General features: G+C 53.3%; 14 protein-coding genes and 1 tRNA gene. 7 read left to right on the forward strand and 8 right to left on the reverse strand.

Features of this window, described 5'->3' with window-relative positions; genetic code table 11:
• The first annotated feature begins 121 nt into the window (after positions 1–121).
• Positions 122–1,141, forward strand: coding sequence for a DUF368 domain-containing protein (locus Enr10x_RS22280; RefSeq protein WP_145112826.1), 1,020 nt, complete (start codon positions 122–124; stop codon positions 1,139–1,141).
• A 13-nt stretch (positions 1,142–1,154) separates the two neighbouring features.
• On the opposite strand, the gene Enr10x_RS22285 is transcribed toward Enr10x_RS22280, so the two are convergent.
• Positions 1,155–3,491 (reverse strand): FG-GAP repeat domain-containing protein, encoded by a 2,337-nt coding sequence (locus tag Enr10x_RS22285; protein WP_145451432.1) that lies wholly within the window; start codon positions 3,489–3,491, stop codon positions 1,155–1,157.
• Positions 3,492–3,561: 70 nt separating this feature from the next.
• Positions 3,562–5,370, reverse strand: coding sequence for a signal peptide peptidase SppA (gene sppA, locus Enr10x_RS22290; protein WP_145112830.1), 1,809 nt, complete (start codon positions 5,368–5,370; stop codon positions 3,562–3,564).
• Positions 5,371–5,688: 318 nt separating this feature from the next.
• Here sppA and Enr10x_RS22295 point away from each other — a divergent pair, with 318 nt between their 5' ends.
• Complete coding sequence (locus Enr10x_RS22295; protein WP_145112832.1) at positions 5,689–6,501, forward strand: hypothetical protein; 813 nt, start codon at positions 5,689–5,691, stop codon at positions 6,499–6,501.
• A 298-nt stretch (positions 6,502–6,799) separates the two neighbouring features.
• Positions 6,800–7,999 carry a pyridoxal phosphate-dependent aminotransferase gene (locus tag Enr10x_RS22300; RefSeq protein WP_145112834.1) on the forward strand — a complete coding sequence of 400 codons (1,200 nt, stop codon included), beginning with the start codon at positions 6,800–6,802 and terminating at the stop codon, positions 7,997–7,999.
• A 98-nt stretch (positions 8,000–8,097) separates the two neighbouring features.
• On the opposite strand, the gene Enr10x_RS22305 is transcribed toward Enr10x_RS22300, so the two are convergent.
• The 3 genes from Enr10x_RS22305 to Enr10x_RS22315 form a co-directional block, all read right to left on the reverse strand.
• The gene (locus tag Enr10x_RS22305; protein ID WP_145451433.1) at positions 8,098–12,930 is read right to left on the reverse strand and encodes a right-handed parallel beta-helix repeat-containing protein; all 4,833 of its coding nucleotides are present in this window, start codon (positions 12,928–12,930) and stop codon (positions 8,098–8,100) included.
• A gap of 521 nt (positions 12,931–13,451) precedes the next feature.
• Entirely contained in the window at positions 13,452–14,810 is a 1,359-nt protein-coding gene (locus tag Enr10x_RS22310) for a tetratricopeptide repeat protein (RefSeq protein ID WP_145451434.1), read from the reverse strand.
• Positions 14,811–14,883: 73 nt separating this feature from the next.
• Positions 14,884–15,651: a tetratricopeptide repeat protein gene (locus Enr10x_RS22315; protein WP_232093093.1), complete on the reverse strand. Its 768-nt coding sequence runs from the start codon at positions 15,649–15,651 to the stop codon at positions 14,884–14,886.
• Between the two features lie 226 nt (positions 15,652–15,877).
• On the opposite strand from Enr10x_RS22315, the gene Enr10x_RS22320 reads away from it, so the two are divergent.
• Positions 15,878–15,948 (forward strand) — tRNA-Gln (locus Enr10x_RS22320).
• Between the two features lie 147 nt (positions 15,949–16,095).
• On the opposite strand, the gene Enr10x_RS22325 is transcribed toward Enr10x_RS22320, so the two are convergent.
• Positions 16,096–16,329 carry a hypothetical protein gene (locus Enr10x_RS22325; RefSeq protein WP_145451435.1) on the reverse strand — a complete coding sequence of 78 codons (234 nt, stop codon included), beginning with the start codon at positions 16,327–16,329 and terminating at the stop codon, positions 16,096–16,098.
• A gap of 240 nt (positions 16,330–16,569) precedes the next feature.
• Between Enr10x_RS22325 and Enr10x_RS22330 the strand changes: the two genes are divergently transcribed.
• Positions 16,570–18,105, forward strand: a complete 1,536-nt coding sequence (locus Enr10x_RS22330; RefSeq protein WP_145451436.1) for a sulfatase family protein — start codon at positions 16,570–16,572, stop codon at positions 18,103–18,105.
• 135 nt (positions 18,106–18,240) lie between these two features.
• Here Enr10x_RS22330 and cysC read toward each other — a convergent pair whose 3' ends face one another.
• Entirely contained in the window at positions 18,241–18,855 is a 615-nt protein-coding gene (gene cysC / locus Enr10x_RS22335) for an adenylyl-sulfate kinase (protein ID WP_145112937.1), read from the reverse strand.
• Between the two features lie 368 nt (positions 18,856–19,223).
• On the opposite strand from cysC, the gene hisG reads away from it, so the two are divergent.
• Positions 19,224–20,102, forward strand: coding sequence for an ATP phosphoribosyltransferase (gene hisG / locus Enr10x_RS22340; RefSeq protein WP_145112939.1), 879 nt, complete (start codon positions 19,224–19,226; stop codon positions 20,100–20,102).
• A 41-nt stretch (positions 20,103–20,143) separates the two neighbouring features.
• Entirely contained in the window at positions 20,144–20,788 is a 645-nt protein-coding gene (locus Enr10x_RS22345; RefSeq protein WP_145112941.1) for an amino acid kinase family protein, read from the forward strand.
• Here the strand turns inward: Enr10x_RS22345 and Enr10x_RS22350 are convergent.
• Positions 20,725–21,633: a phosphatidate cytidylyltransferase gene (locus Enr10x_RS22350; protein ID WP_145112943.1), complete on the reverse strand. Its 909-nt coding sequence runs from the start codon at positions 21,631–21,633 to the stop codon at positions 20,725–20,727. The genes Enr10x_RS22345 and Enr10x_RS22350 overlap by 64 nt on opposite strands.
• Between the last annotated feature and the right edge of the window lie 5 nt (positions 21,634–21,638).

The following is a 21,638-nucleotide window of genomic DNA, read 5'->3' on the forward strand; positions in this document are numbered from 1 at the left end:
CCTGACTAGATTACACTCTGCAACTCTATGAAACATACCTGATCCCGTATCCCCGGTTCAATTGCTGGCGTCAAAATAATTGGATCGAAAGTTCTTTTGTTCATTAAATCAAGGTTTATCGATGTCTGAAACTGAGCAGTCTGAGCCGAGCTCTCCACCCCGATTTCCTGCCCGCGCGGACCTGATTCAGGTGGGACGGGGACTGTTGATGGGGGGCGCGGATATCATTCCCGGCGTTTCCGGAGGGACGGTAGCCCTGATTCTGGGTATTTATCAACGGCTGATTACTGCGATCAGCCACTGCGATGCGCAGCTGTTTCAATTGTTAATCCGCCGTGAATGGTCCGCCGCCGCCCGGCATCTGGATCTGCGGTTTATCATCCCCCTGGGAGTCGGAATTCTGACCGGCGTAGTCAGTCTGGCGAGCCTGATGCATTACCTGCTGGACTACCATCTGCAGCTGACGCTCTCGCTGTTTTTCGGTCTGATCCTGGCTTCCAGCTTCCTGGTCGCCCAGATGGTTCATCGCTGGACGATCTTGAATGTGCTGGCGTTCATTGTCTCCACGATCGGGGTTTACATTCTGGTCGGCGAGCATGCGATCAACCCGCCTGAGGGGAATCTGTATGTCTTTTTCTGCGGCATGATTGCGATCTGCGCGATGATCCTGCCCGGTATCAGTGGAGCGCTGATCCTGATTCTGCTGGGCAAATATCACGATGTGACCGGCTTGCTCAAAACGATCCCCAAAGAACTGCTCAAGGGAAACATCGACTGGAACGGTCTGCTGACCGTGCTGGTGTTCGTACTGGGCTGCCTGCTGGGGCTGATCCTGTTCAGCAAGGTCCTCCGCTGGCTGCTGCACAACCATCACACGCTGACAATGGCTGTCCTGTGTGGTCTGATGGTCGGATCGCTGCGACGGATCTGGCCTTTCAAAGTGGATGTAACCCCCTACACCAGCGGCCAGACTCCGGAAATGGTCTCGTTCAAGCACCGGATTTACGAAAATGTCTGGCCGACTTCCTTTGGGGGGATGTTCTGGGGATCGATTGCCTTGATCATCGGTGCCGCCTTCCTGGTCTGGGGGCTGGACCGACTCTCACAGAAATATGCAATGCACGATTCCTCAGAGATGTAAAAAACCTGAGCGTTTACTTCCCATCATCCTGAGGATAGAGCAACACACGATCGTGGCAGAGCAGGATCAGATCCTTGCGTTTGTCGCCCGTGACATCCGCAATCACGGCTTCCCGGGGATCGACGCCGGTCCGGTTGGAGCGGGAGAAGGTCTTCTCTTCAAAGACCTTGAAATTCAGAGCGTGCCGTAATCCGGGTTTGTCCTGGAAGTTCAGAATTTCGACCTGATGTGTCCGCAGATCGAGAATCACCACATCCGCATGACCGTCTCCGTTCAGATCTCCCGCAACGGAGTCCGTAAAGTAAGCCTGAGGCAGTTTGGATTCATACGAGGCGACTTCTTTCAAAGTGGGAGGCGTCTGGCCGGAATAGAGAATACCAAACTGACCGCGACCGAAGAGAACCAGATCGGGACGATTGTCACCATTCAGGTCAGCCACGTGCGCTGAGAGGAAGGGAAATTCGCCGATCTCGACTTCTTTCCAGGGGCGATACACATTCGACTCTTTCCGCAGGATCCGCAGTTTCTGGACTCCCAGATCGATGAGCACGATTTCATCGCCGGGCTGTCCGTCGAGGTCGATATTCACGGCACCTTCGACGCGGGCCTTGCTCTCAGGCGCATTGAACTGATCCACGACCTGCCACTGATTATCGGAATTCAGAATCAGTCTGCGGGCGAAATTATTCTGTGCGGTGAGAATCCAGTCCCGTTTGGGACCGCCGATAAAGATGGATTCGGGTTTGATTTCATCGAGATTGATACCGCCGGAAGGGGTGATCAACTGTGGTGTCTGCTTCGGCGTTAATGTAATCATTTTGGGAGAACGGGAAAGGCCGTAGAAGGCCATCAATTCATAAATCCCGTCTCCATTGGCGTCCAGTTTGACCAGTGATTTGGGGGAGTCCAGATTGGGAGCCGCACTCGGGAACTGATATTCGCTCCAGCTGCCATCCTTGTTTAAGCGGAGTGCCTGCAGCTGGAATGTGTAACCACGTTTGTCACCGACCTTCGCCACGTAGATCAGTTCCGGTGAATGATTGCCGTCCAGGTCTGCCAGTTCGAAGGCCAGAGGTTCGCCTTTGATCGGCAGTACTTTGGGAAACGAGAGCCGCTGCTTGTCCAGCGAACTGACGCCGATAATCTTTTCGCGTTCGCTGAGGACAAAGACTTCCCCTTTGCCGTCGCCGTTGACGTCTTCCACACGCAGTTGTTCGACGCCCAACAGTCCCGGGTAGGTCTGTCCCAGATCCAGGCCGCGGTCTTTGGTCTGTAGATAGACGAGCATCTGTGCCGCTTCCGGATCGGACACCACGACATCACTCAGGCCATCGCCGTTGATATCGCCCAGATCAAACCCGCGATTGCGTCCGGAACCTTCTTCGCCAAAGCCATACAGTGTCAGCCGTTTGGAGATTTCCCCATTTTTCGACTGTGAGTTTTCCAGTTGCTGGACCTTGAGTCGACCGGTCTGCGAATCAATGGTCAGTACTTCCGAACCGGCTTTGCCATCAATATTGGCCAGTGTGACCGAACGGGGGCTGGAGAGTTCAAAACGAATCTCAGGTCCCAGGTGACCATCCTCCTTCTGCAGTCGGGCACAGAGGACCTGATCCTTCCCATCCCGGGTGGCATAGGTAAAGTCATTGCGACCATCGCCGTTCAAGTCGGCAATGGAGGCCAGCCCCAGCTTGGGAGACGTATTCAGGATCGAACGCGGTGAAGCGAACTCGCCCTTTTCATTCTGCAGGATGACATAGGTATGATTTTTTCCCAGGACGATCAGATCGGTCCGCTGATCGAAATTCAGATCGCCGGCGGCGATCGTCCATTGCGTCGGCTGCAGATCAGCCAGACGGATCCGCTTTCGATCTGACCAGCCGCCATTTTCGGTCTGATAGCGGACGATAAGTCGTTCGGGCAGCGCCAGATAGGCCAGATCGTTACGGCCATCACCATTAAAGTCGCCCACGGTCAATGCGGAAACTGAAACATCGACGGGAACTTTGACGTGTTTGAATCGGGCATCATCGGGGATGAAATTGACGCCATCACTGATTTCATCGCTCGTCGGTTCTTCCTTTCCGGAACGCTGCTGCAGGATATCAATCCGACTGTTGCTGTTGTCGATCAGAATCAGATCATTCAGGCCGTCCCCATTCATATCTGCAGAGAGCATGTTTGAGGAGCGGTCAGACAGCTTGAACAGTTCCAGCGGTTTAAAACCGTAAGAATCCGCCAGGCGGGGCTTTTCGTCGGCAGAGAGCTGAGCCGCCTTTCCCCCCAACAGAACCAGAGTCAATACAACCAGGAACGATTTTCCACCTGAGATTCCAAAGCCCTTAAACATCCTGTCTCCCTGCCTGCTGAATTCTGTTTCTGAATGTAAATCTTGTTTTGTCTGGAAAAGTATCGCGTGCTTAATTTACGCGAAGATCGAACGGCATGATAGTCAACGTCTTCTCTCTTGCGAGCAGATTGATCAGATCGAACTTTTTCAACTGCTGTGCCAGTTCCGGAGAGACCAGCTTCAGCATGTTTGACAGCTGGACTGATTGACGGCTCTGGGTATCGGCGGTTCCGAAGAGCTGCTCGAACGGACTGGTGGGCCGGGGAAGAATCATTTTCTCGAACTTTTCACCGTCGGGGATTTTGCCCAGTTTGCGGGCATATTCAATGGCTTCGTCGAGTGTTCCCAGTTCATCCACCAGGCCAATCTTGAGCGCCATCGCACCGGTATAAACTCGACCGCGAGCCAGTTTTTCCAGCTTGTCATATTTCATCTTCCGTCCGCTGGCCGCTTTCTCGGTAAACTGCTTGTAGACCGCATAGAGCAGCTTGGTGACTGCGGCCCGCTCTGATTCTGAGAATCCAGTCATCGGGCTGAACGTCCCGCTGTTTTTACCTCGAGAGATCACACTGGTGGTGATGCCGATCTTGTTATACAGGCCTTCTACAGCCAGCTTGCCACCAACAACACCGATGGAACCGGTCAGCGTTCCCGGCTCGGCGAAAATCCGCTCTGCCCCCATGGAGATATAATACCCGCCACTGGCGGCGACATCTCCCATGCTGACGACAACCGGTTTCCCCGATTCTTCCAGAGCCCGCCACATCAGGTCGCTGGCCAGAGCACTGCCACCCGGGCTGTCGACCCGGATCACAATCGCCTTCACCTGGTCATCGCCGGCTGCTTTGTTGACCGCTTTGATAAACGTATCTGAACCGAGTACATGCACGCCCAGCAGTCCGCCCTGGGAACTGGAGCCGGACATGATCGCCCCGGTCGCATAAATCACGGCCACCCGGGGACCGGAACCGATCCGCTGCGAGGAGTCGATGCCGGCGAGCAGATCCATGAGTTTGATCAGCCCCGCGATACCGGAGAAATCGGTGTCGAGTCGTTTCTTTGCATATTTCTTGATGATCTTCACGTCTTTATTTTTGTCTCCGCCGGTGATCAGCTTCGGAAGCTGATCTTCGTAAGCCAGGTGATCGATCAGTCCCAGCTCTTTCGCGTCTTTGGCCATATACGGACCGGCATTGATGGCTGCTTCCACCTTCTCATCAGACAGGCCGCGGGATTTGGAAATCGCCTCGATGATCTGGCGATAGTAGTCATCCAGAATCGCTTCCATCTCTTCGCGGAAGGCAGGGCTCATGTCGGTGCGGGTATAGGGTTCCGCGGCAGACTTGTATTCGCCGACCCGTAAGACGTCCGGCTTAATATCCAGCCAGTCGAACAGATTCTTATAGAAGCTGACTTCCGCCCGCAGACCGAGCAGAATCAGTGAAGCAGATTCAGGCATCACGATCTGATCGCAGGCGGTGGCGATCAGATAATCCTTGGTCATCCCCGATTCGATCCAGGCGTAAACTTTCTTGTCGCTTTTGCGGACTTTGAGAATCGCCTGCCGGAGTTCGTTGAGTTTAGCCCAGCCGACGGAGGTTCCTTTGATGTGCAGAATCACGCCGGAAAGGGATTTATCTTCGGACGCCTTTTCCAGCCGCTGGACGGCTTTGGAAAGCGACTCGGTCACATCACCAAACAGACCGGGCATCTGGGGGCCTTCGGGATAGTCGCCTTTAATAATGATGTGCGCCCAGTTTTCGCGGATGGGCTTTGATTCTTCTTCCGCTGCAGAGACGGCATTCTGAACCAGACAGAAACAGCATCCCCAGACCAGCAGGAGTGGCAACCAGCGTTTGTTCGGAAAAGTCAGTGACATCAGAGATCTCCAGTAGAGGGACGAATGTATTGTCAGTCGAGCCGGCAACGCCAACCTGCAGGGCCGCAAGAGCCTCACAAACGTTAAAACCGTGTTAATGTCTATAAGCAGTCTAAGTCGAACAACAGGCCACGGTCAAGAAAGAGTTGACTGATGCTCCCGTTATACGTGCTGAATCCGGTTCGCTTGGGAAATTTCCCGCAGGAAAAACTAAAAAGTGTTGTCAGCGGATGTCGCTTTTGTCACACTAAGACCTGTGAACTGTATGGCGCTCTGCCGTACCCGCTCCGTTTCCCTAACAGCTCTGGTTGACCCGCAATGATGTCTGTCCGAACATTTCTGCTTTCTCTCGTGTGTGTTGTTTCATTTTCGAGTGCCTTGCCCGCGCAGGGCCTCATCTGGGAACTGCCTCCCGATGGTTCCTGGGTCCGCTTCGAAGGCACCTATGAAAAAGAGATGCCCGGCCCGGAATCGAATGATCTGAACGTCAAACTGCAATGGACGCGGCACCTGTTAATCAGTTCCGTAGGTTCGGAAATGGCCGATTTTGAAGGGGAGCAGACTCCCTGCCGCTGGCTGGAGTTTAAAACGGTCACCGGTAAAGCGACCGAATCCGGAATTGCACCGGGCGTCTCTGGACCCCGGATCTACAAAGTGCTCGTCCCGGAAAAAGCCGTTAATGGCCAGATTGTCGATGAGAACAAGATCCCGGTGACTTTTCTGCCCATCGTCAAAGGGTACCGTAAAGTGGGAGACCGGGCCGTCGAGCCTTTGAAAACCAACGTACTGCGGTTCTACCCCATGATCACCATGCTGGAACACTACACGCAGTGGGATTCTGTCGGCGAACCGGCCATGGTTGATATTCCGACCGGAGCCGTTACCGCCCAGGCTTACAAAGGCAGCTTCAGCAGCGAAAGCACCTCTACTCGCTCCCGCAATGAAGGGACGATCTGGCGGACCAAACAGATTCCGTTTGGAGTCGCGAAATGGACCGTGGATGTCACCCGCGATACCAAAGGGGGAACACAGCCCCGCTCCGAGTTCAAGATGACCTCCCGCGTCCACGTTGAAATGTCCGCCCACGAAGTGGGACAGAATGCGGAAACCGAGCTGCCGGCATCACGCTGACAGCAAGCTGCGACAGGTCCTCAAATCCGCCTGACAGGGTATCTTTGTTCCGGCCTTTCGCAGGCTGGCGCTTTCGGGAGCGCCCGATCTCCTCTCTCTAAGGCTGCTGCGCCTGAGATTCCCTTTCGTTTTGCAAACAGGGTCACCCGAGACTTGACGCTGTCCCCGCAGGTGAAAAGAATCAAGTGTTTACGAACATTCTGGATTCCCGCGTGTCAGCTGTGGGAATGAAACGAGATCTGACAAGCGTGATCAGATCCACCAACATTGATCCATTCAGACAATAAAGATCACTATTATGTCGATGCAGCTCTCTTCTACTGTTCAGAAACTCAAACCCTCCGCAACAATTGCTGCTGCAGCGAAAGCCAAAGAACTGAAAAGCACCGGAGTGAAAGTCTACGAATTCACCCTGGGAGAACCGGACTTCAACACTCCGGTTCATATCTGTCAGGCTGCCAAGGAAGCGATGGATGCCGGTCAGACGCACTACACCCCCGCAGCGGGAACGGCTGAAGTCAAACAGGCGATCTGCGATGCTTACCAGCGTGACTACGGGTTGAGCTTTCAGCCGAACCAGGTCGTGGTCTCCAACGGCGCCAAGCACTCGATCCACAATGTCCTGACGGCCCTGTGTGGCCCCGGAGATGAAGTGATCATCCCGACCCCTTACTGGGTCAGCTACAGCGCGTTGGTCGAACTGACGGGTGCCACCCCGGTGATGGTAGAAACGACCGAAGAGAGCGGTTTCTGCATGAATGCAGAACAGTTTGCCGCCGCGATCACTCCCAAAACCAAACTGATGATGCTCAACAACCCCTGCAACCCGACGGGAGCGGCTTACCCGGTCGAGACACTGGAAGCCCTGGCCAAAGTCGCTGTGGAGAAAGATATCGCGGTCATGTCGGACGAGATCTACGAAAAGCTGATCTACGAAGGTTCCGAATTCCGCAGCTTTGCCTCTTTCGGTCCCGATGTGGCAGAACGCACGATTATCGTCAGCGGTGTCAGTAAAGCGTATGCGATGACCGGCTGGCGTATCGGCTGGGCGATTGCTCCCGCGGAAGTCTCCGCAGCGATGACGAAACTGCAGAGCCAGGAAACCTCGAATCCCTGCAGCATCAGCCAGGCCGCGACAATTGCCGCCCTGTCAGGACCGCAGGACAGTGTCGCCGCAATGCTGGATGCATTCAAAGAGCGACGGGCTTATGTGCTGGATCGGCTGCGGAAGTTTCCGGAGATCAGCTTCGCTGAGCCGGGCGGTGCGTTTTATGCATTCTTCAATGTGAGCGCCCACTTCAACAAACCGCTGGGGGGAGGCAAGGTTGTTAAAGACTCATCAGAGTTCTGTACCGCCCTGCTGGAAGAAGCCCATGTGGCACTGGTGACCGGTGACGCCTTCGGTGCTCCCGGTTATGTCCGACTTTCTTTCGCGACTGATATGCAGACGATTGAAGAAGGTTTGAACCGGATCGAGCAGTTCCTCTCGCCGGCATAAACATTTTTCGCCCAGAGAATAAAAAACCCCATCCCGAAAAACTTCAGGATGGGGTTTTTATTTTTAACAGGCACTAAGCCTGGAGACTCTCAACCGGCTTAGTACTGTCCCCAGCCGTAAGGCAGTTCGCCGACAATCGAACCGGGGTAGTAGACACCGTTGGCATCGCCAGTTGTGGTGTAGGGATTCCCGTCCAGGAAGAAGATGCCTGTATCCCCTGTGCTGTCAACACGGAAGGTACTGGCTCCCGTACCGGAGTAGAGGAAGGTACCTGCACCAGGATCAATCAGGTTATTGATACGGGCAGCCTGACGTTGAGCATTACGACGACGTGAAGTCGAAGTAAATGGCCCATCGAAGGGAACACTGGTTGTATTCAGACGTGATTTAAAGGTATCAGCATTGTTGTAGAAGGCACCAGTGTTGTTCACGTTAGTTGCCAGGGTTGTGTTGGTAGACCAGTTCAAGTCCAGGCGAGCGAGTGGGTCGCTCTGGAAGGTCGTAAGGGCTGTCGGATCGGTTGTTGCCCCCCAGGTACCAGCAGTGTTAGCCGGGTCTGCAGTCGAGGTGAATGACTGGAAGTAGACATCCGAACCGAAGTTACCCGTGAGGGTCGAGTTGGTGACAGACATGATCACACCAGAGTTGGTGAAGTTTCCAAGACCGTCGCTGGCGAAGCCACCATCATAGGTTGAACTGGTGCTGGCGTTGGTCGTACCAACTCGGACCACCAGACCGGTCGTTTCGAATCCACTGTCAACGCCGTTGGCCAGGATCTGGTTGTTATCCATATCGAACCGCAGGTAGACATCGTGGAAGATATTGCCGTCTGCCAGCAGGGCGGTTGTCGAAGCGACATCCTGAGTCTGGTTGTTCGATGCGGTATAGACCACATAGACACCTTCCTCCCGGTTGGCATTCACAATGTTGTCGTTGAAGGTGATATTCATACTGGATGCCCCCAGGCTACCCGGTCGGGCCAAAACATCGAAACCACGCAGGTCGTTGAAGTCGATCACGTTGCCTGTGATTGTCAGGTCAAAAGTACCAGACAGGGCATTGGTCAGCTCGATACCATCTCCGCCGTTCAAAGTAATATCGTTGTTGGAAATCGTAACGTTATTGTAACCGGGCAGATCCATATCGACACCGGCAACACCGTTCTCTGCGATGTAGTTACGTGCCACAGTCAGCGTACCCGCACCGGTAATTGCCACACCATCGACTCCGTTACCCTGGATAATGTTCCCCAGAGAAGAATCCACAGTATCACCGATGACTAAGCCATTCGAAGCGGCCGCCAGTTCAATACCATTCCCGGTATTTCCAGTAATCGTATTCGAGGTCCAGGCACCAGAAACATTCCGTTGATCAGAAGAGCTATTGACCATTTCCGTGGTCCGAATACCAGCATTTCCGTTCCCGGTAATTGTATTCAGTGTCATGTTGGCCTGGAGGCCTGCATCTGCCTGAACGCTGATATCGATACCATTCTGGGTATTACCAGTGATGGTGTTATTGTTAACTGTATAGGTATCGATACTGTTTGCATTGGCAGCCGTCAGGCTGAACCCGTCCAGGGTATTTGAGGTTGTGGTGTTGTTCAGGATCTGGAAATTATTGACTACACCATTGGCGGTCCGAATGACTTCGAGACCACTGCCACCGTTACCGGTGAAAGTATTCCCATAGTCCGTCGCACCGCCGACGACGACGTTATTGATTTGAGCAAAATCGGCTCCGTTGTTACCCGTGACACTGAAATACAGGCCGGAGGCAGCGTTGTTCTGGAAGGTAGAACGCTGGATGGTACCGGTAAATGTAGCTGTGTCCCGGAGAACAAAGCCGACTCCCTGACCACTGAAATCAGAGCTCAGAGCGGTATCCGTTGTCGTGTCGAAAACATGCTGGTCAATGTCGACCTGGTTCGTCGTGTTACCTTCCATCACGAAGCCAATATGGGCATCGCCGTTATCCTGGAAGGTATTGATTTCAGAATTGTCGATCGACGCCAGGTTCCCGAAGGTCAGAGTCACACCACCTGCACTGGGAACTGTTGTTGTCCCTGCGACAGTACCACCGACACCAAATCCAGCTCCAGTACGACCGATGAAGGTGTTTCTGGTAATCGTTGCTGTTGTGCGGACATCGCTGGTATCAAACAGAATCCCGGAAGTCCCTGAGGTGTCCCGGTTGAAGTTGTTGGAATCGATACTACCCAGGGTGTTGGTGGCAGTTGTGGCTGCCCCCATGTCAGTGCCTCCCAGAAAGAAGCCGGCTCCTGTATTGTTGCTGAAATCGTTCGAGGAGATCAGGGCAGTGGTGAATGTACCACCGTCGTTGTTGGTAATACTCATCCCGTTACCGGTATTGCCGGTAAAGGTGTTGCTGCCGATAGACGGAGATCCATAGCCCGTCAGGTCGATGGAACCGGATGTCAGTGTCATCGCCAGACCATCCGAGGTGTTACCGGTGGCAGTATTGTTGATGATACTGCCGGTAATGGCCCCACCGTTCGTGGTATTGAGGCTGATCCCGTTCTGACCGTTACTGTTGAAAATGTTCGTGGTCGAATTGATATTACCAATATTCAAATTGATATTTGTCGCTCCCCCCGTACCATCGGAAGTAGCCACGAATCCATCCAGAGTGTTGTTGCTGGCGTTGATGTTGGTCATCCCCAGGTTCAACACGCCATCTCCGTTCACATCTTCCCCTGGATCCAGTACGCCATCCTGATCGAGGTCTTCAGACAGAGCAGAGATGGCCCCGCCGCTGGTGGCGTCAAAGGCAATACCATTGCCGGTGTTGTTGGTGGCTGTAATCGTATCGAACGAACGGAAGGTAACAGTACTGGAATCGGATGAATAGACATGCAGACCGGTGTTGGGATTCACGTTATTGCTGAAGGTGTTGTTGGAGAAATCGGTCTCGATCGTAGAACCATTCTCGGACCTGATGATCATCCCGGTACCATTACTGTTGGCAGTATTCCCGGTGATTCCGAGAGTTGTCACGCCATCAGATGCGGTACCGACCCCATCAATGGTACTACCTGCATCGGCAATAATTTCAAAACCGACCCCTTCAGGCGGCACCAGTGGACCGAGGTTGTTGGTCGTGGTATTGTTCTGGAAGGAAAGTTCCAGGGTCCCCGAATTCTGGGTGATGAGAACACCTCGAAGTGAGTCAGTCCCATCGCCCGAGAAGGTGTTGTCAGCCACGATGCCAATTCCGCTGCCGGAATTGGTTACGTTGACCCCCTGATTGTAGAGTACAAACGAGTTATTGTTGATATTAAACCCGTTCGTTCCTGCCGAGTAGATACCATCGTTATGCGGCGTTGCAGACCCGGTCCGGACCCCACTGATGTTGAAACCGGAAACTTCCCAGGCGCTCCCCTGGCCCACAACCACTGCTCCACCAAAACCACCAGCTCCAGAGAGGTTGGTCAGTGTAGGTCGGCTGGCAGCAGCGTTATAACCGGGCAGGTTCAAAGTGGATACGGAACCATCGCTCAACACATTAAAGGTATGCTGAACTGCTTCACTCAACAGACGTTGACCGGTAACACCGACCCCTTTATCCAGCAGAGTGATCTGGCCGTCAAGGTTGGTTTCATCCCCATCCTGGACAAAGATGATATCAGTTGTGGCACTTGGTGGAGACGCGTTATAAGCAGCCATAGAGCCGAATGGTGTTTCATACGTACCATTCCCGGCAGCGCCGTAGTCCGGATTGATGTGCTGGACGATGTAAGGATTTCCGTCATCCGGATTGATCGCCAGTTCGCTGTTGATGGTTTCTTTGACGTGTGCCACAACCCGGTAGTTACGATTCATAGGCTGGTACATACGCTGCTGCAGTGTTTTGGGACGCATCCACTTGTTGGAACGGCCTTCTGGAATGGTCAGAATGACGTTCATCCAGGCGTTGGAACCGAAGACAGAGTCCTTCGCGTAACTGACGCTCATCTGCCACCAGTCACTGATATTGGCTTCTGCCCGGAACTTGGCCCCGGAAGCACTCTGATCATTTTTCGAATTGTAGTAATAACCGCCGACATAACCATCGATGCCGTATTTACCCAGAATTGGCAGCGGTCCACCAACTTCTGCATCGACACCACCGTAGGAAGATTCAGATCGGCGGGTCCGGTTCAGGTAGATGTAGTTTGACTGGTAATAGGCGCCACCGTTCAGATTGTTGGAGATGACAACTTCATTGTTGTTAATGGGAAAGTAACCGTTCACGCGTGTCGTCAGGTACTTACCAATCACTTCACCACTCAGGCCGATCTGGTGATAGTCCTGAAAGTGGCCGTCGTCGTAATCGTACCAGCCTGCGACGGTGAAGATCTTATCCAGATTTTCACTGTAGGCACGCCAGCCAGCACCGAGGTTGACACCCCCGGCTCCGCGGTCAGTGACCATGGCCCGGAGATCCAGAAACAGCATGCTCTGCTCAGGACGGATCGTAAACGGAATCAGCATTCCCAGATTGGAATAACCATTTTGATAACCGACTCCGCCACCCACGCCTTTATCCAGGCGGAAAATCGGATGGAATTCATCGATGGGCATCGGCTGATAGCCGGCTCCATTATCAATGAACTCATTGACTTCCATGGTGCGGGGATCAGGCATGCGGTAAGGAATGTATCCCTGTGGCACATCCTTGTAGCTGACATCTTTCATCGATGTATAGCCTGGTACATCATTTCGTTGAACCTGGTTTGCAGGAGTGAAATCATGCCTGAACACTCCAGAAGAGACACTCCCCACGATGGCGGAACCTTCCGATTCACCACCTATGGTAGTCCGTCCCTCAGTTTGATTACCTTCAGTCTCATCAGGTGCTGCTGAAACCGAAGCCAGTAGGTACTGAGAGGCTAAAAAGAAGCAGGCCAGGCTGACACGTAATTTGTTCATCGAATGCTCCAACGTCGATGTGTAACTCGTCTCTGACAATTTCAGACGATCAACTCCGTTCCTCTTTGATCTTCCGGATTCCAGCTTTGAAATCCGGTCAATCAGAACGTCCAGGCAGAACCTGATACCGTTCTCCCCACTCACTCCCGGTCGGATGTAAAACTATTCCGGTTATCCGGGTACAAGCGGTTATTCTGATCTTTCGGAATAATCACGTTGTTAAGTTGAGACGAAATATGCTAATCGTAGGGGTGCTCAGAAATGCGGTGAGAATGACACTGCCACAGCGTGAGCGAGAAAGATCCGTAAGGTGTTTATTAAATACATCTTACAGAATGAATAGCATGGCAATTTTCAGCCTGATGTCAGCAGGGAAGGTTTCTAAAATTAATAGAAAAAAATTCCCCGCTTTGGAGGGAAAATCGAGACGCAAAAGTATCCATGCGTCCATATACCCTCAGGCGAAATCCTAAATTCAGCGAGATCTGCAAAGCCCGATAAGATAAGCAGGTTGCATCAAATCACTTGAACCAGATCGTATCTGCTTCCCATTTTCTGTTGACGGGAACCAGTGTGGTCAGCGTCCTGCCATTCTTCATTTTGACCTTGGCCTGAATCCCGTCCCCGACCTCTTCGATCGTAACGGAATGCACGAGCTCCTCTGGAGTTGCTGAAGCGGCCTGCTCCCGGGCCCGGGCGAGTGATTCCTTTGTGATCAGATCGCGAACCCGTTTCGTGAAAAAGGGCTGCATCGCTTCGACATCCCCCTCCTGGATGTACTTCAGCTGCAGGGCGATGATTTCTCTCGACTTTTTCGTTAACTGTTTTACCAGTTCCTCTTTCTGTTCAGGAGTGAGGGGCTGCTTGCCCGGGTGTGCCAGAACAACTTTGGCGGCTTTCAGCTGCTCGATCCACTTCTTACGGTCACCTTCACTGAGGGGTAACTCCCGCGTCACATAAGCCAGCCGGTGTAAATCACGTTTGCCTCTAACGATACGATTGATTTCATGCTGTGCGGGTGTCTTTTCATTGGCCGCGACGCGCCATTCGAAAATGATATCATTCTCACCGGGCTGAATAACATTCCACTCTGCGACCTGGTAGGACTTTTCGACCAGGTTTTTGATGCGGTTCATCATCTCCTCGGCAGAAACTTCTTTCCCCAGCTTGAACAGACGTTGTGTGGAAAACATCTGCTGATACTTCTGCACGGTCTCCTCAGTCGTGACATACTCTGTGAGGGCACTGGTGCCGTTCATCAGACGATACCCGACCCGCCATTTCGGCCCCAACTGGAATTCCATGGTCTGTAATGCTTTGGTGTATTCGGTGCTCAGCCCCCGGGTGTCAATCACGGCATACAAACTGGCCTGCTGCAGGTTCAGCCACATGAATCCGTAAGTGAGCTGCGTCTCTGTGCCCAGCTCCCGTTTCGAGTCCGGTGGTCCCAGCAGTTTCAGCACCTCGACCTCCGGGGTCCCCACGTTGAGCACACCCTGCCGGTCGAAGAAACTCCAGAACTTCAAAAACTCGTTGATGGCATTCCTGTTCTGCATGTCCAGCAGCACGGCCTTGCGAACTTCACTCCAGGCCTTGCTGCCCTGTGAATCTTCCAGAAAACTGACGCTCAGCAGGTAATGCAGCATGCTGTTTTGGGGCTGTAATTTGACCGCTTTTTCAAATTCCGCGATGGCCTGCTTCCAATGTTTGTCTTTCAGGTGTGCCTGTCCCTGCCGGGCATGCTTCAGCGCCTGTGCCTTCTGCTCCTGATCTGAAGGAGCGGCAGTTCCACTCTCCTGGGCCTGTACCTGCGAGGCAGTCTGTACGAGGGATAAGAGAGCGCACAGACAGAAAGCAGAGACTGGCGGGTAGAGTTTCATGATCAGTTTATCCCATCGCTGAAAGACATTCCCGATCAGCGCTGCCTCGATCGGGAAAAAACGTGACCTATCTTTATTTGGCGGGCTTAGAAAGTAATTGTAACTCCAGACGACCGGTATGCCACATATAATTGGGACCAAAGCCGGCGCGAGGCCCCCACTGGTTGGCGACCGCCTGCTTCAGATAAGTTCTGGCCGCCTCTGTCTGACCGTGCAGAGATGCATTCAGACCGATGTAGAGATTCGCGTAAAACAGACGTTTTTCACGCTCCTGATCGCTGATTTCTGCAGAGCGGATGTTTTTGAGAATGGCTTCCGGGGTCGTTTTCCCTTCAAACAGGCGGTACAGGTCCGGAAAGGGCTCACGGTCATCTTTTTCATATTTCAACAGCCCCTTGCGAGCTGCCTCCGCTCCTTTGGCCTGATACTGGGAGAAGAACCGCCAGATTCCGTTCTCACGATCGACGTTATCAAACGAGTGATAGATTTCGAACTGCCGGGCTGCATCGGCGTACTGTTTGGCATAATAACAGGCAATCCCCCGTCGCCAGTGAGAGGTTTTGATCGCGGGATCGAGTTCGACCATCTTGTCATAATCCGCGACCGCCTGTTTGAACTGACCCAGAAAAAAATACGCATCGCCCCGTCGAGAATAGAGCGACGTTTGCTGAGGCGATTGTTTTATCTGAGCCGATAACTCATCCACCTGCTTCTGCAAAGTCTGTTGCAGGGCCTGCGCTTTCTGATTTTTCTCCGCGGGCTGCTGCTTTTCGTCCGCAGGAGCGACGCTGACCAGACCAGCCAGGCTGAAAATCAGGTAGCAGGGGATCCAAAATCGCATCGGGAGTGCTTTCTCTGTTGAATTCATTCGTGTAACTGTTTTCAGTGAACCTGTTCATCTCCTATACTGTCATACTCAGACGAAGGGGAAAAGAGCTAAGTAGACTGAAAAGAATAGAAAATTCTCACCCGGATCGACTTGGCGAACAGAGAATTTTTCGTATAATACCCCTCAGTGCTACAAGTGATGACGCCAGTTCAGCTTAGCGAACTCACTCACAATTTATTGCCTGATAGTGTAACGGTAGCACGAATGACTCTGACTCATTTAGTCTAGGTTCGAATCCTAGTCGGGCAACTTGAAAAGTCCTGAACCAGAAATGGTTTAGGACTTTTTTTATTGATCACAAGCGATTTGGCCAGAAGGAGGATGCATCGACTGCGGTGAGCAGGCAGACCGATTCCCAGTCTGATTCAACTTGCTCCTGTTGTCAGAACATCTCCCTCAGCGCTGCTGCGAAATGATGATCAGTTTCCATTTAATGGCGCCCAGGTTTTCCGCATGCTGATGATGGTTCTGGGGCGGGAAAGGATTGTCTTTGTTGGAGGCGATCTCATCGCCGCAGGCTTCGCAGCGATAGATGCCGGAATGGGGGCAGATTTCGCCGGGGTTGTGCAGCGTGTCAAATTCTGCCTGATCCGCCTGTTCGAGATACTCTTTGTACTTGTAGAGCGCCATTCGATCTCTCCTTTGAAAAACAGCTGAGATAAATCGTTGTCCGAACCGTCTCTCCTGATTCTATTTAAAGCTTAACTGCTGAAATCAGACCTGCAAGAGCGATTTAACCGCTTACCGCCAGAAAGCCAGGGGCTCAGACAGGCTGTCCTTGATTGACAATGCCCGGGTCATCGTTGAAGATGAAGTCTCCCGCTACTGTTGAATATCCAATTTGATTTCTTTTGGTGAAGAGGCCTTCACATGCCCAGATCTCTGCTTGCGCTCCTGCTGATTCTCACTCTGTTCGTTTCACACTCGCAGAATTTATCTGCCGCCGAACAGCGTCCGAATATTCTCTGGATTATCGCCGAAGACATGGGCCCGGAACTGGGCTGTTATGGCACGCCCGAAGTCAAGACACCGACGCTGGATCGCCTGGCGAAAAACGGCATGCTGTATCAGAATGCGTTCACCGTCACTCCCGTCTGCTCGACCAGCCGTTCTTCTTTCATGACCGGCATGTATGCGATGGCCATCGATGCCCACAATCATCGCTCGCACCGCGACGGCACCAATCCACTGCCGCAGGGCGTGCGGGTGATTACCGACTGGCTGCGCCCCGCGGGCTACACGACCGCCAATATCAAAAAACTGACCGACGACCGCAAGCTGGCGAAATTCTACAAAGGGACCGGCAAGACCGACTGGAACTTCACCTACCCCAAAGGCAAACAACCGTTCGACCTGAAAGACTGGGACGATCTCAAACAGAACCAGCCCTTTTACGCCCAGATTAACTTTTCGGAAACCCACAGGGGCGGTGCCTGGAATACGTCGCACGAACATCTCGACTATGTAGTCGATCCGGCGAAGGTTCAGATTCCCCCTTACTATCCCGATCACCCCGTCACCCGGGCGGTCTGGGCGCAGTATCTGAATACGGTAATGGCTGTTGATAAAAAAGTGGCCTTCATTCTGGATCTGCTCAAGCGGGACAAGCTCGACAAAAACACGATCATCATTTTTCTGGGCGATCATGGCCGGGCCATGCCCCGCGGCAAGCAGTGGCCTTATGACAGTGGCCTGCACATTCCCCTGATCGTGTACTGGCCCGAAGGCAATGCCGACCTGCCGGTGCCTGCTCTTTATCAGCGGGGTGAGAAAAGCGACCAGTTGATCTCGTCCATTGATCTGAGCGCGACCACACTCGCCCTGGCTGGTGTCGAAATACCGGACAAAATGCAGGGGCAGGTCTTTCTGGGTTTCCATGCTGAACCGCCTCGCACCTATCTGTTTGGCGGACGGGACCGCGGTGATGAAACCGTGTTCCACATTCGCACGGTGCGTGACAAACAATATCGCTACCTGCGGAACAAATACCCCGAACGCCCATTCCTGCAGATCAACCGCTACAAGGAAACCCAGTACCCGATCATCGGACTGCTGCGCGATCTGCATGCGAAAGGGGAATTGAGCGGACCGCCTCTGAAGCTGATGGCCGACACCCGGCCGCGCGAGGAACTGTATGACATCCAGGCTGATCCCTGGGAAATCAACAACCTGGCCGATTCTCCCCAGTATCAGCAGGTCAAACAGCGGCTGTCCGCTGCCCTGGATACCTGGATGGAGGAAATCGACGATAAAGGCCGCATCCCCGAAGATCCCTCGATCCCCAAGTTCTGGGACGAGCGGGCGATTCGCAACTACACAAAAGGCTTACAGGAACGCCCGAAAGACTGGTTCAAGTCGGCTCCGGGCCTGGGTCCTTATAAACTCAAACAGGAATCAGACAAGTAAGCAGACCGAGTCTGATAGTTGTCAGACCGGTACGGGAAATAAAAAAACTCAGGCAGCGAGCTGCAAGCCTGAGTTTTTTTTCATTGACACAGTTTGTGTTATGAATAATCACCACACATTTTGTGTTATGATCGCTTACGGATAGGTCAGGTATCCGTTGGATTCGAGGTAGGCAACGACTTCGTCAGCCAGTTCGTCGATGCCTTTGCCGTCGGAATCGAGAATCAGTTCTGCTTTTTCCGGTTCTTCGTAAGGAGCATCGATACCGGTGAAACCTTTAATTTCGCCAGCCCGGGCTTTCTTGTAGAGACCTTTGGGATCGCGTTCTTCGCAGGTTTCCAGGGAAGCCTTGACGAAGATCTCGATGAACTCACCATCACCCAGAATTTCGCGGACCTGATCGCGGTCTTCGCGGTAGGGAGAAATGAAGGCGGTCATGACCAGAATCCCGGCGTCGGTGTAGAGCTTGGAAACTTCGCCGATACGACGGATGTTTTCGGTACGGTCTTCAGGAGAAAAGCCGAGGTTTTTATTGAGGCCCATGCGGACGTTATCGCCATCCAGCACGAAGGTGTGTTTGCCTTTTTCGAACAGCTTGTGATCGACGGTGTTCGCAATGGTACTTTTTCCAGATCCGCTCAATCCGGTGAACCAGAGAACGGCTCCCTTGTGTCCGTTCTGCTGACAGCGCTGTTCTTTGGATACATGGTGTTCGTGCCATGTCACGTTGGTGGCTTTTTGCTCGGCCATCGAGGATTTTCTCCTTACTCGTTCAAAAATATCTATAGAAACAAGGTTTATCTGCAGATCCCTGCGGTGAAAAATGGGCAGAAATCGACTATTCTGGGCTCGTATTTGCACGATCCTAGAGAATGTCCCCGGCTGATGGAAGTCCACAGATTGGGAATTTCTCTGAACATTCTCGTTCTGGACTACTGGAACTGCCGTTTTTGAGCTGTTAGAGTACGCGCAGGGAATGATTGTCGGCGTTCTCGGTCAGGTGGGGATACAAAAGTTCCCGCCGAATTTCGCCTGCAGTCCAGTGAGGGACCATACACATAAATTGTTCATTTGATATACGTTACGCCTAAACCATCGAACTCAGAAACACAGGAATCATGTCCGACAAGGTCTTAAAACTCGGTATTCCCGCGGGAAGTTTACAGGAATCGACGGCTGAATTATTCAAACGCGCCGGTTATGTCATCAAATTTTCCTCCCGGTCCTACTACCCGACAATCGACGATGATGAAATCGAATGCCTGCTGATCCGGGCCCAGGAAATGGCCCGCTATGTCGATCAGGGAATTCTGGACGCCGGGATCACCGGTTATGACTGGATCCTGGAAACCGGGGCAGACGTACAGGAAATCTGCGAACTGCAGTTCTCCAAAGTCAGCCGTCGCCCGGTCCGCTGGGTGCTCTGCGTGCCCGAAGACTCTCCCGTGCAGTCGGTCAAAGACCTGGAAGGCAAACGGATCGCCACCGAAGTGGTTGGCATGACCGAACGGTATCTCGAAAAGCATGGCGTGACCGCGAAAGTCGAATTCTCCTGGGGTGCCACGGAAGTCAAACCTCCCAAACTGGCCGATGCGATTGTGGAAGTGACCGAAACCGGTTCTTCGCTGCGGGCGAATAACCTGCGGATCGTGGAAGAGCTGATGCAGAGCACGACCCGCTTCATCGCCAACAAGCAGGCGTTCGAAGATCCCTGGAAACGGGAGAAGCTGGAAAACATCGCCATGATGCTCGAGTCCTGCCTGGCTGCAGAAGGCAAAGTCTGCCTGATGATGAACGTCGTGCGGACCGATCTGGAAAAAGTACTCAACCTGCTGCCCGCGCTGCAGAAGCCGACCGTTTCTTCGCTCTCCGATCCAGACTGGGTCGCCATCAATACGATTATGGAAGAATCGGTTGTACGCTCAATTGTGCCGAAACTGAAAGCCGCTGGTGCCTGCGGCGTCGTCGAATACCAGATTTCTAAAATCATCGACTGATCTGCCTCTGAGAGCAGTCCCGGATCAAACAGGAAGGCAGCATGCCGATCGCCGTCGTGAAAGTCGGAGGAAGCCTGTTCGATCTGCCGGACCTGGGAGATCGATTAACCGGATTACTGGCACAGCTGAACGGTTCCCGGCCCCTGCTGATTTCGGGAGGAGGTCGGGCCGCAGATATTGTCAGAGAATGGGATCGAATTCACCGCCTGGGAGAAACAGCCGCTCACTGGCTGGCGATTCAGTCACTCGCACTCAACGATCGTCTGCTCTGTGAATTACTTCCCGAGACCAGACTGGTCTCCTCAATTGAATCCGCGCAAGCTGTGTGGAGTCAGAATCAAATCCCAGTGCTCTCGGCTTATGAGTACCTGACGCAGTCCCCCTCCGCAGGCATAGCAGAGCTCCCCGCTTCCTGGGATGTGACCAGCGATTCGATTGCCGCCTGGATCACACTGACCTGGCCGGCAGATGAACTGATTCTGCTGAAGTCAGTTGATCTTCCCGAAGCTTCTTCAGTTCAGGAGTTGTCTGCCAGTGGGTTCGTTGATCCTTACCTGCCTGAGCTCGCAGATGCACTGCCCGGCCTGCGCTGGTGTAATTTGCGTTCCTCAACCGGTTCGCATCAAGTGGCAACCGTCACCAGGGGCAGCAGCTTCCAGAGCAGAAACGCCACGGGACCGGCATAAAGCGGGCTGTCCAGCAGATCGAGCAGGCCGCCGAATCCCGGCAGTAGTTCGGCGGAGTCTTTTTTACCAACGTCCCGCTTGATCAGCGATTCACATAAATCCCCAACCAGTCCGACCACGCCGATGATCGCCCCGAACAGGATCGACCAGTACCAGGCTGGTGCATTCCAGTTCGCATTGAACAAAGAAGGAGTGAACTGCAGCCAGAGCCAGGCGCCCAGCGCGGCTCCAAAAATCGCCCCATAGCCGCCCATCCAGGTTTTTCCCGGACTCAGCCGGGGGACCAGTTTCTGTTTTCCCCAGAGTCGACCGAAAGTATAGCCGCCGACATCCCCCAGCTTGGCACTGATGATCAATGCTCCCAGTGCCAGATAACCGGTCTCCGGTCCCGCTACCCAGCGGAGTTCTGCCAGCATCGCCAGCAGGAAGCCGACATACGATACTGAAAGTAGCTCGGCCCCCAGTGTTTCCATGGTCTGTCCCGGTTCTTCGAAACAGATCGCATTTTTCAGAAACAGCAGCAGAATAGAAACCGCGTAAGTTACCGCCAGCAGCGCCAGCGAAAGTGTCTGCGGATTGGTTGTCGCATCCTGCAGTGAGGGAATTAACCAGGGGAGCCAGGCCGCCACACAGATCAACAGCGACAACAGACAGACCAGCCGATAACCGGGCTTCAGATTCCGCACCGTGAGTAGTTGCGTGATTTCCCAACTGCCCCGCAGGATCAGCAGGCAGCAGAGTCCCAGCAGCCAGGGTGCGCTGCTCCCGGCACGCTGATCCAGATAGAACAGACCAAACAGGAGGGGAATCAGAGTTGCGGAAATGAAAAGCCGCCAGCCCAGCATGCTGC

This window comes from Gimesia panareensis (assembly GCF_007748155.1).
In the GTDB taxonomy this organism is placed as follows: Bacteria; Planctomycetota; Planctomycetia; order Planctomycetales; family Planctomycetaceae; genus Gimesia; species Gimesia panareensis.

Bases quoted from the DNA above. Each gene is read 5' to 3' on its own strand.
- Enr10x_RS22280 (WP_145112826.1), top strand. From the start codon at position 122: ATGTCTGAAACTGAGCAGTCTGAGCCGAGCTCTCCACCCCGATTTCCT.
- Enr10x_RS22285 (WP_145451432.1), bottom strand. From the start codon at position 3,491: ATGTTTAAGGGCTTTGGAATCTCAGGTGGAAAATCGTTCCTGGTTGTA.
- sppA (WP_145112830.1), bottom strand. From the start codon at position 5,370: ATGTCACTGACTTTTCCGAACAAACGCTGGTTGCCACTCCTGCTGGTC.
- Enr10x_RS22295 (WP_145112832.1), top strand. From the start codon at position 5,689: ATGATGTCTGTCCGAACATTTCTGCTTTCTCTCGTGTGTGTTGTTTCA.
- Enr10x_RS22300 (WP_145112834.1), top strand. From the start codon at position 6,800: ATGTCGATGCAGCTCTCTTCTACTGTTCAGAAACTCAAACCCTCCGCA.
- Enr10x_RS22305 (WP_145451433.1), bottom strand. From the start codon at position 12,930: ATGAACAAATTACGTGTCAGCCTGGCCTGCTTCTTTTTAGCCTCTCAG.
- Enr10x_RS22310 (WP_145451434.1), bottom strand. From the start codon at position 14,810: ATGAAACTCTACCCGCCAGTCTCTGCTTTCTGTCTGTGCGCTCTCTTA.
- Enr10x_RS22315 (WP_232093093.1), bottom strand. From the start codon at position 15,651: ATGCGATTTTGGATCCCCTGCTACCTGATTTTCAGCCTGGCTGGTCTG.
- Enr10x_RS22325 (WP_145451435.1), bottom strand. From the start codon at position 16,329: ATGGCGCTCTACAAGTACAAAGAGTATCTCGAACAGGCGGATCAGGCA.
- Enr10x_RS22330 (WP_145451436.1), top strand. From the start codon at position 16,570: ATGCCCAGATCTCTGCTTGCGCTCCTGCTGATTCTCACTCTGTTCGTT.
- cysC (WP_145112937.1), bottom strand. From the start codon at position 18,855: ATGGCCGAGCAAAAAGCCACCAACGTGACATGGCACGAACACCATGTA.
- hisG (WP_145112939.1), top strand. From the start codon at position 19,224: ATGTCCGACAAGGTCTTAAAACTCGGTATTCCCGCGGGAAGTTTACAG.
- Enr10x_RS22345 (WP_145112941.1), top strand. From the start codon at position 20,144: ATGCCGATCGCCGTCGTGAAAGTCGGAGGAAGCCTGTTCGATCTGCCG.
- Enr10x_RS22350 (WP_145112943.1), bottom strand. From the start codon at position 21,633: ATGCTGGGCTGGCGGCTTTTCATTTCCGCAACTCTGATTCCCCTCCTG.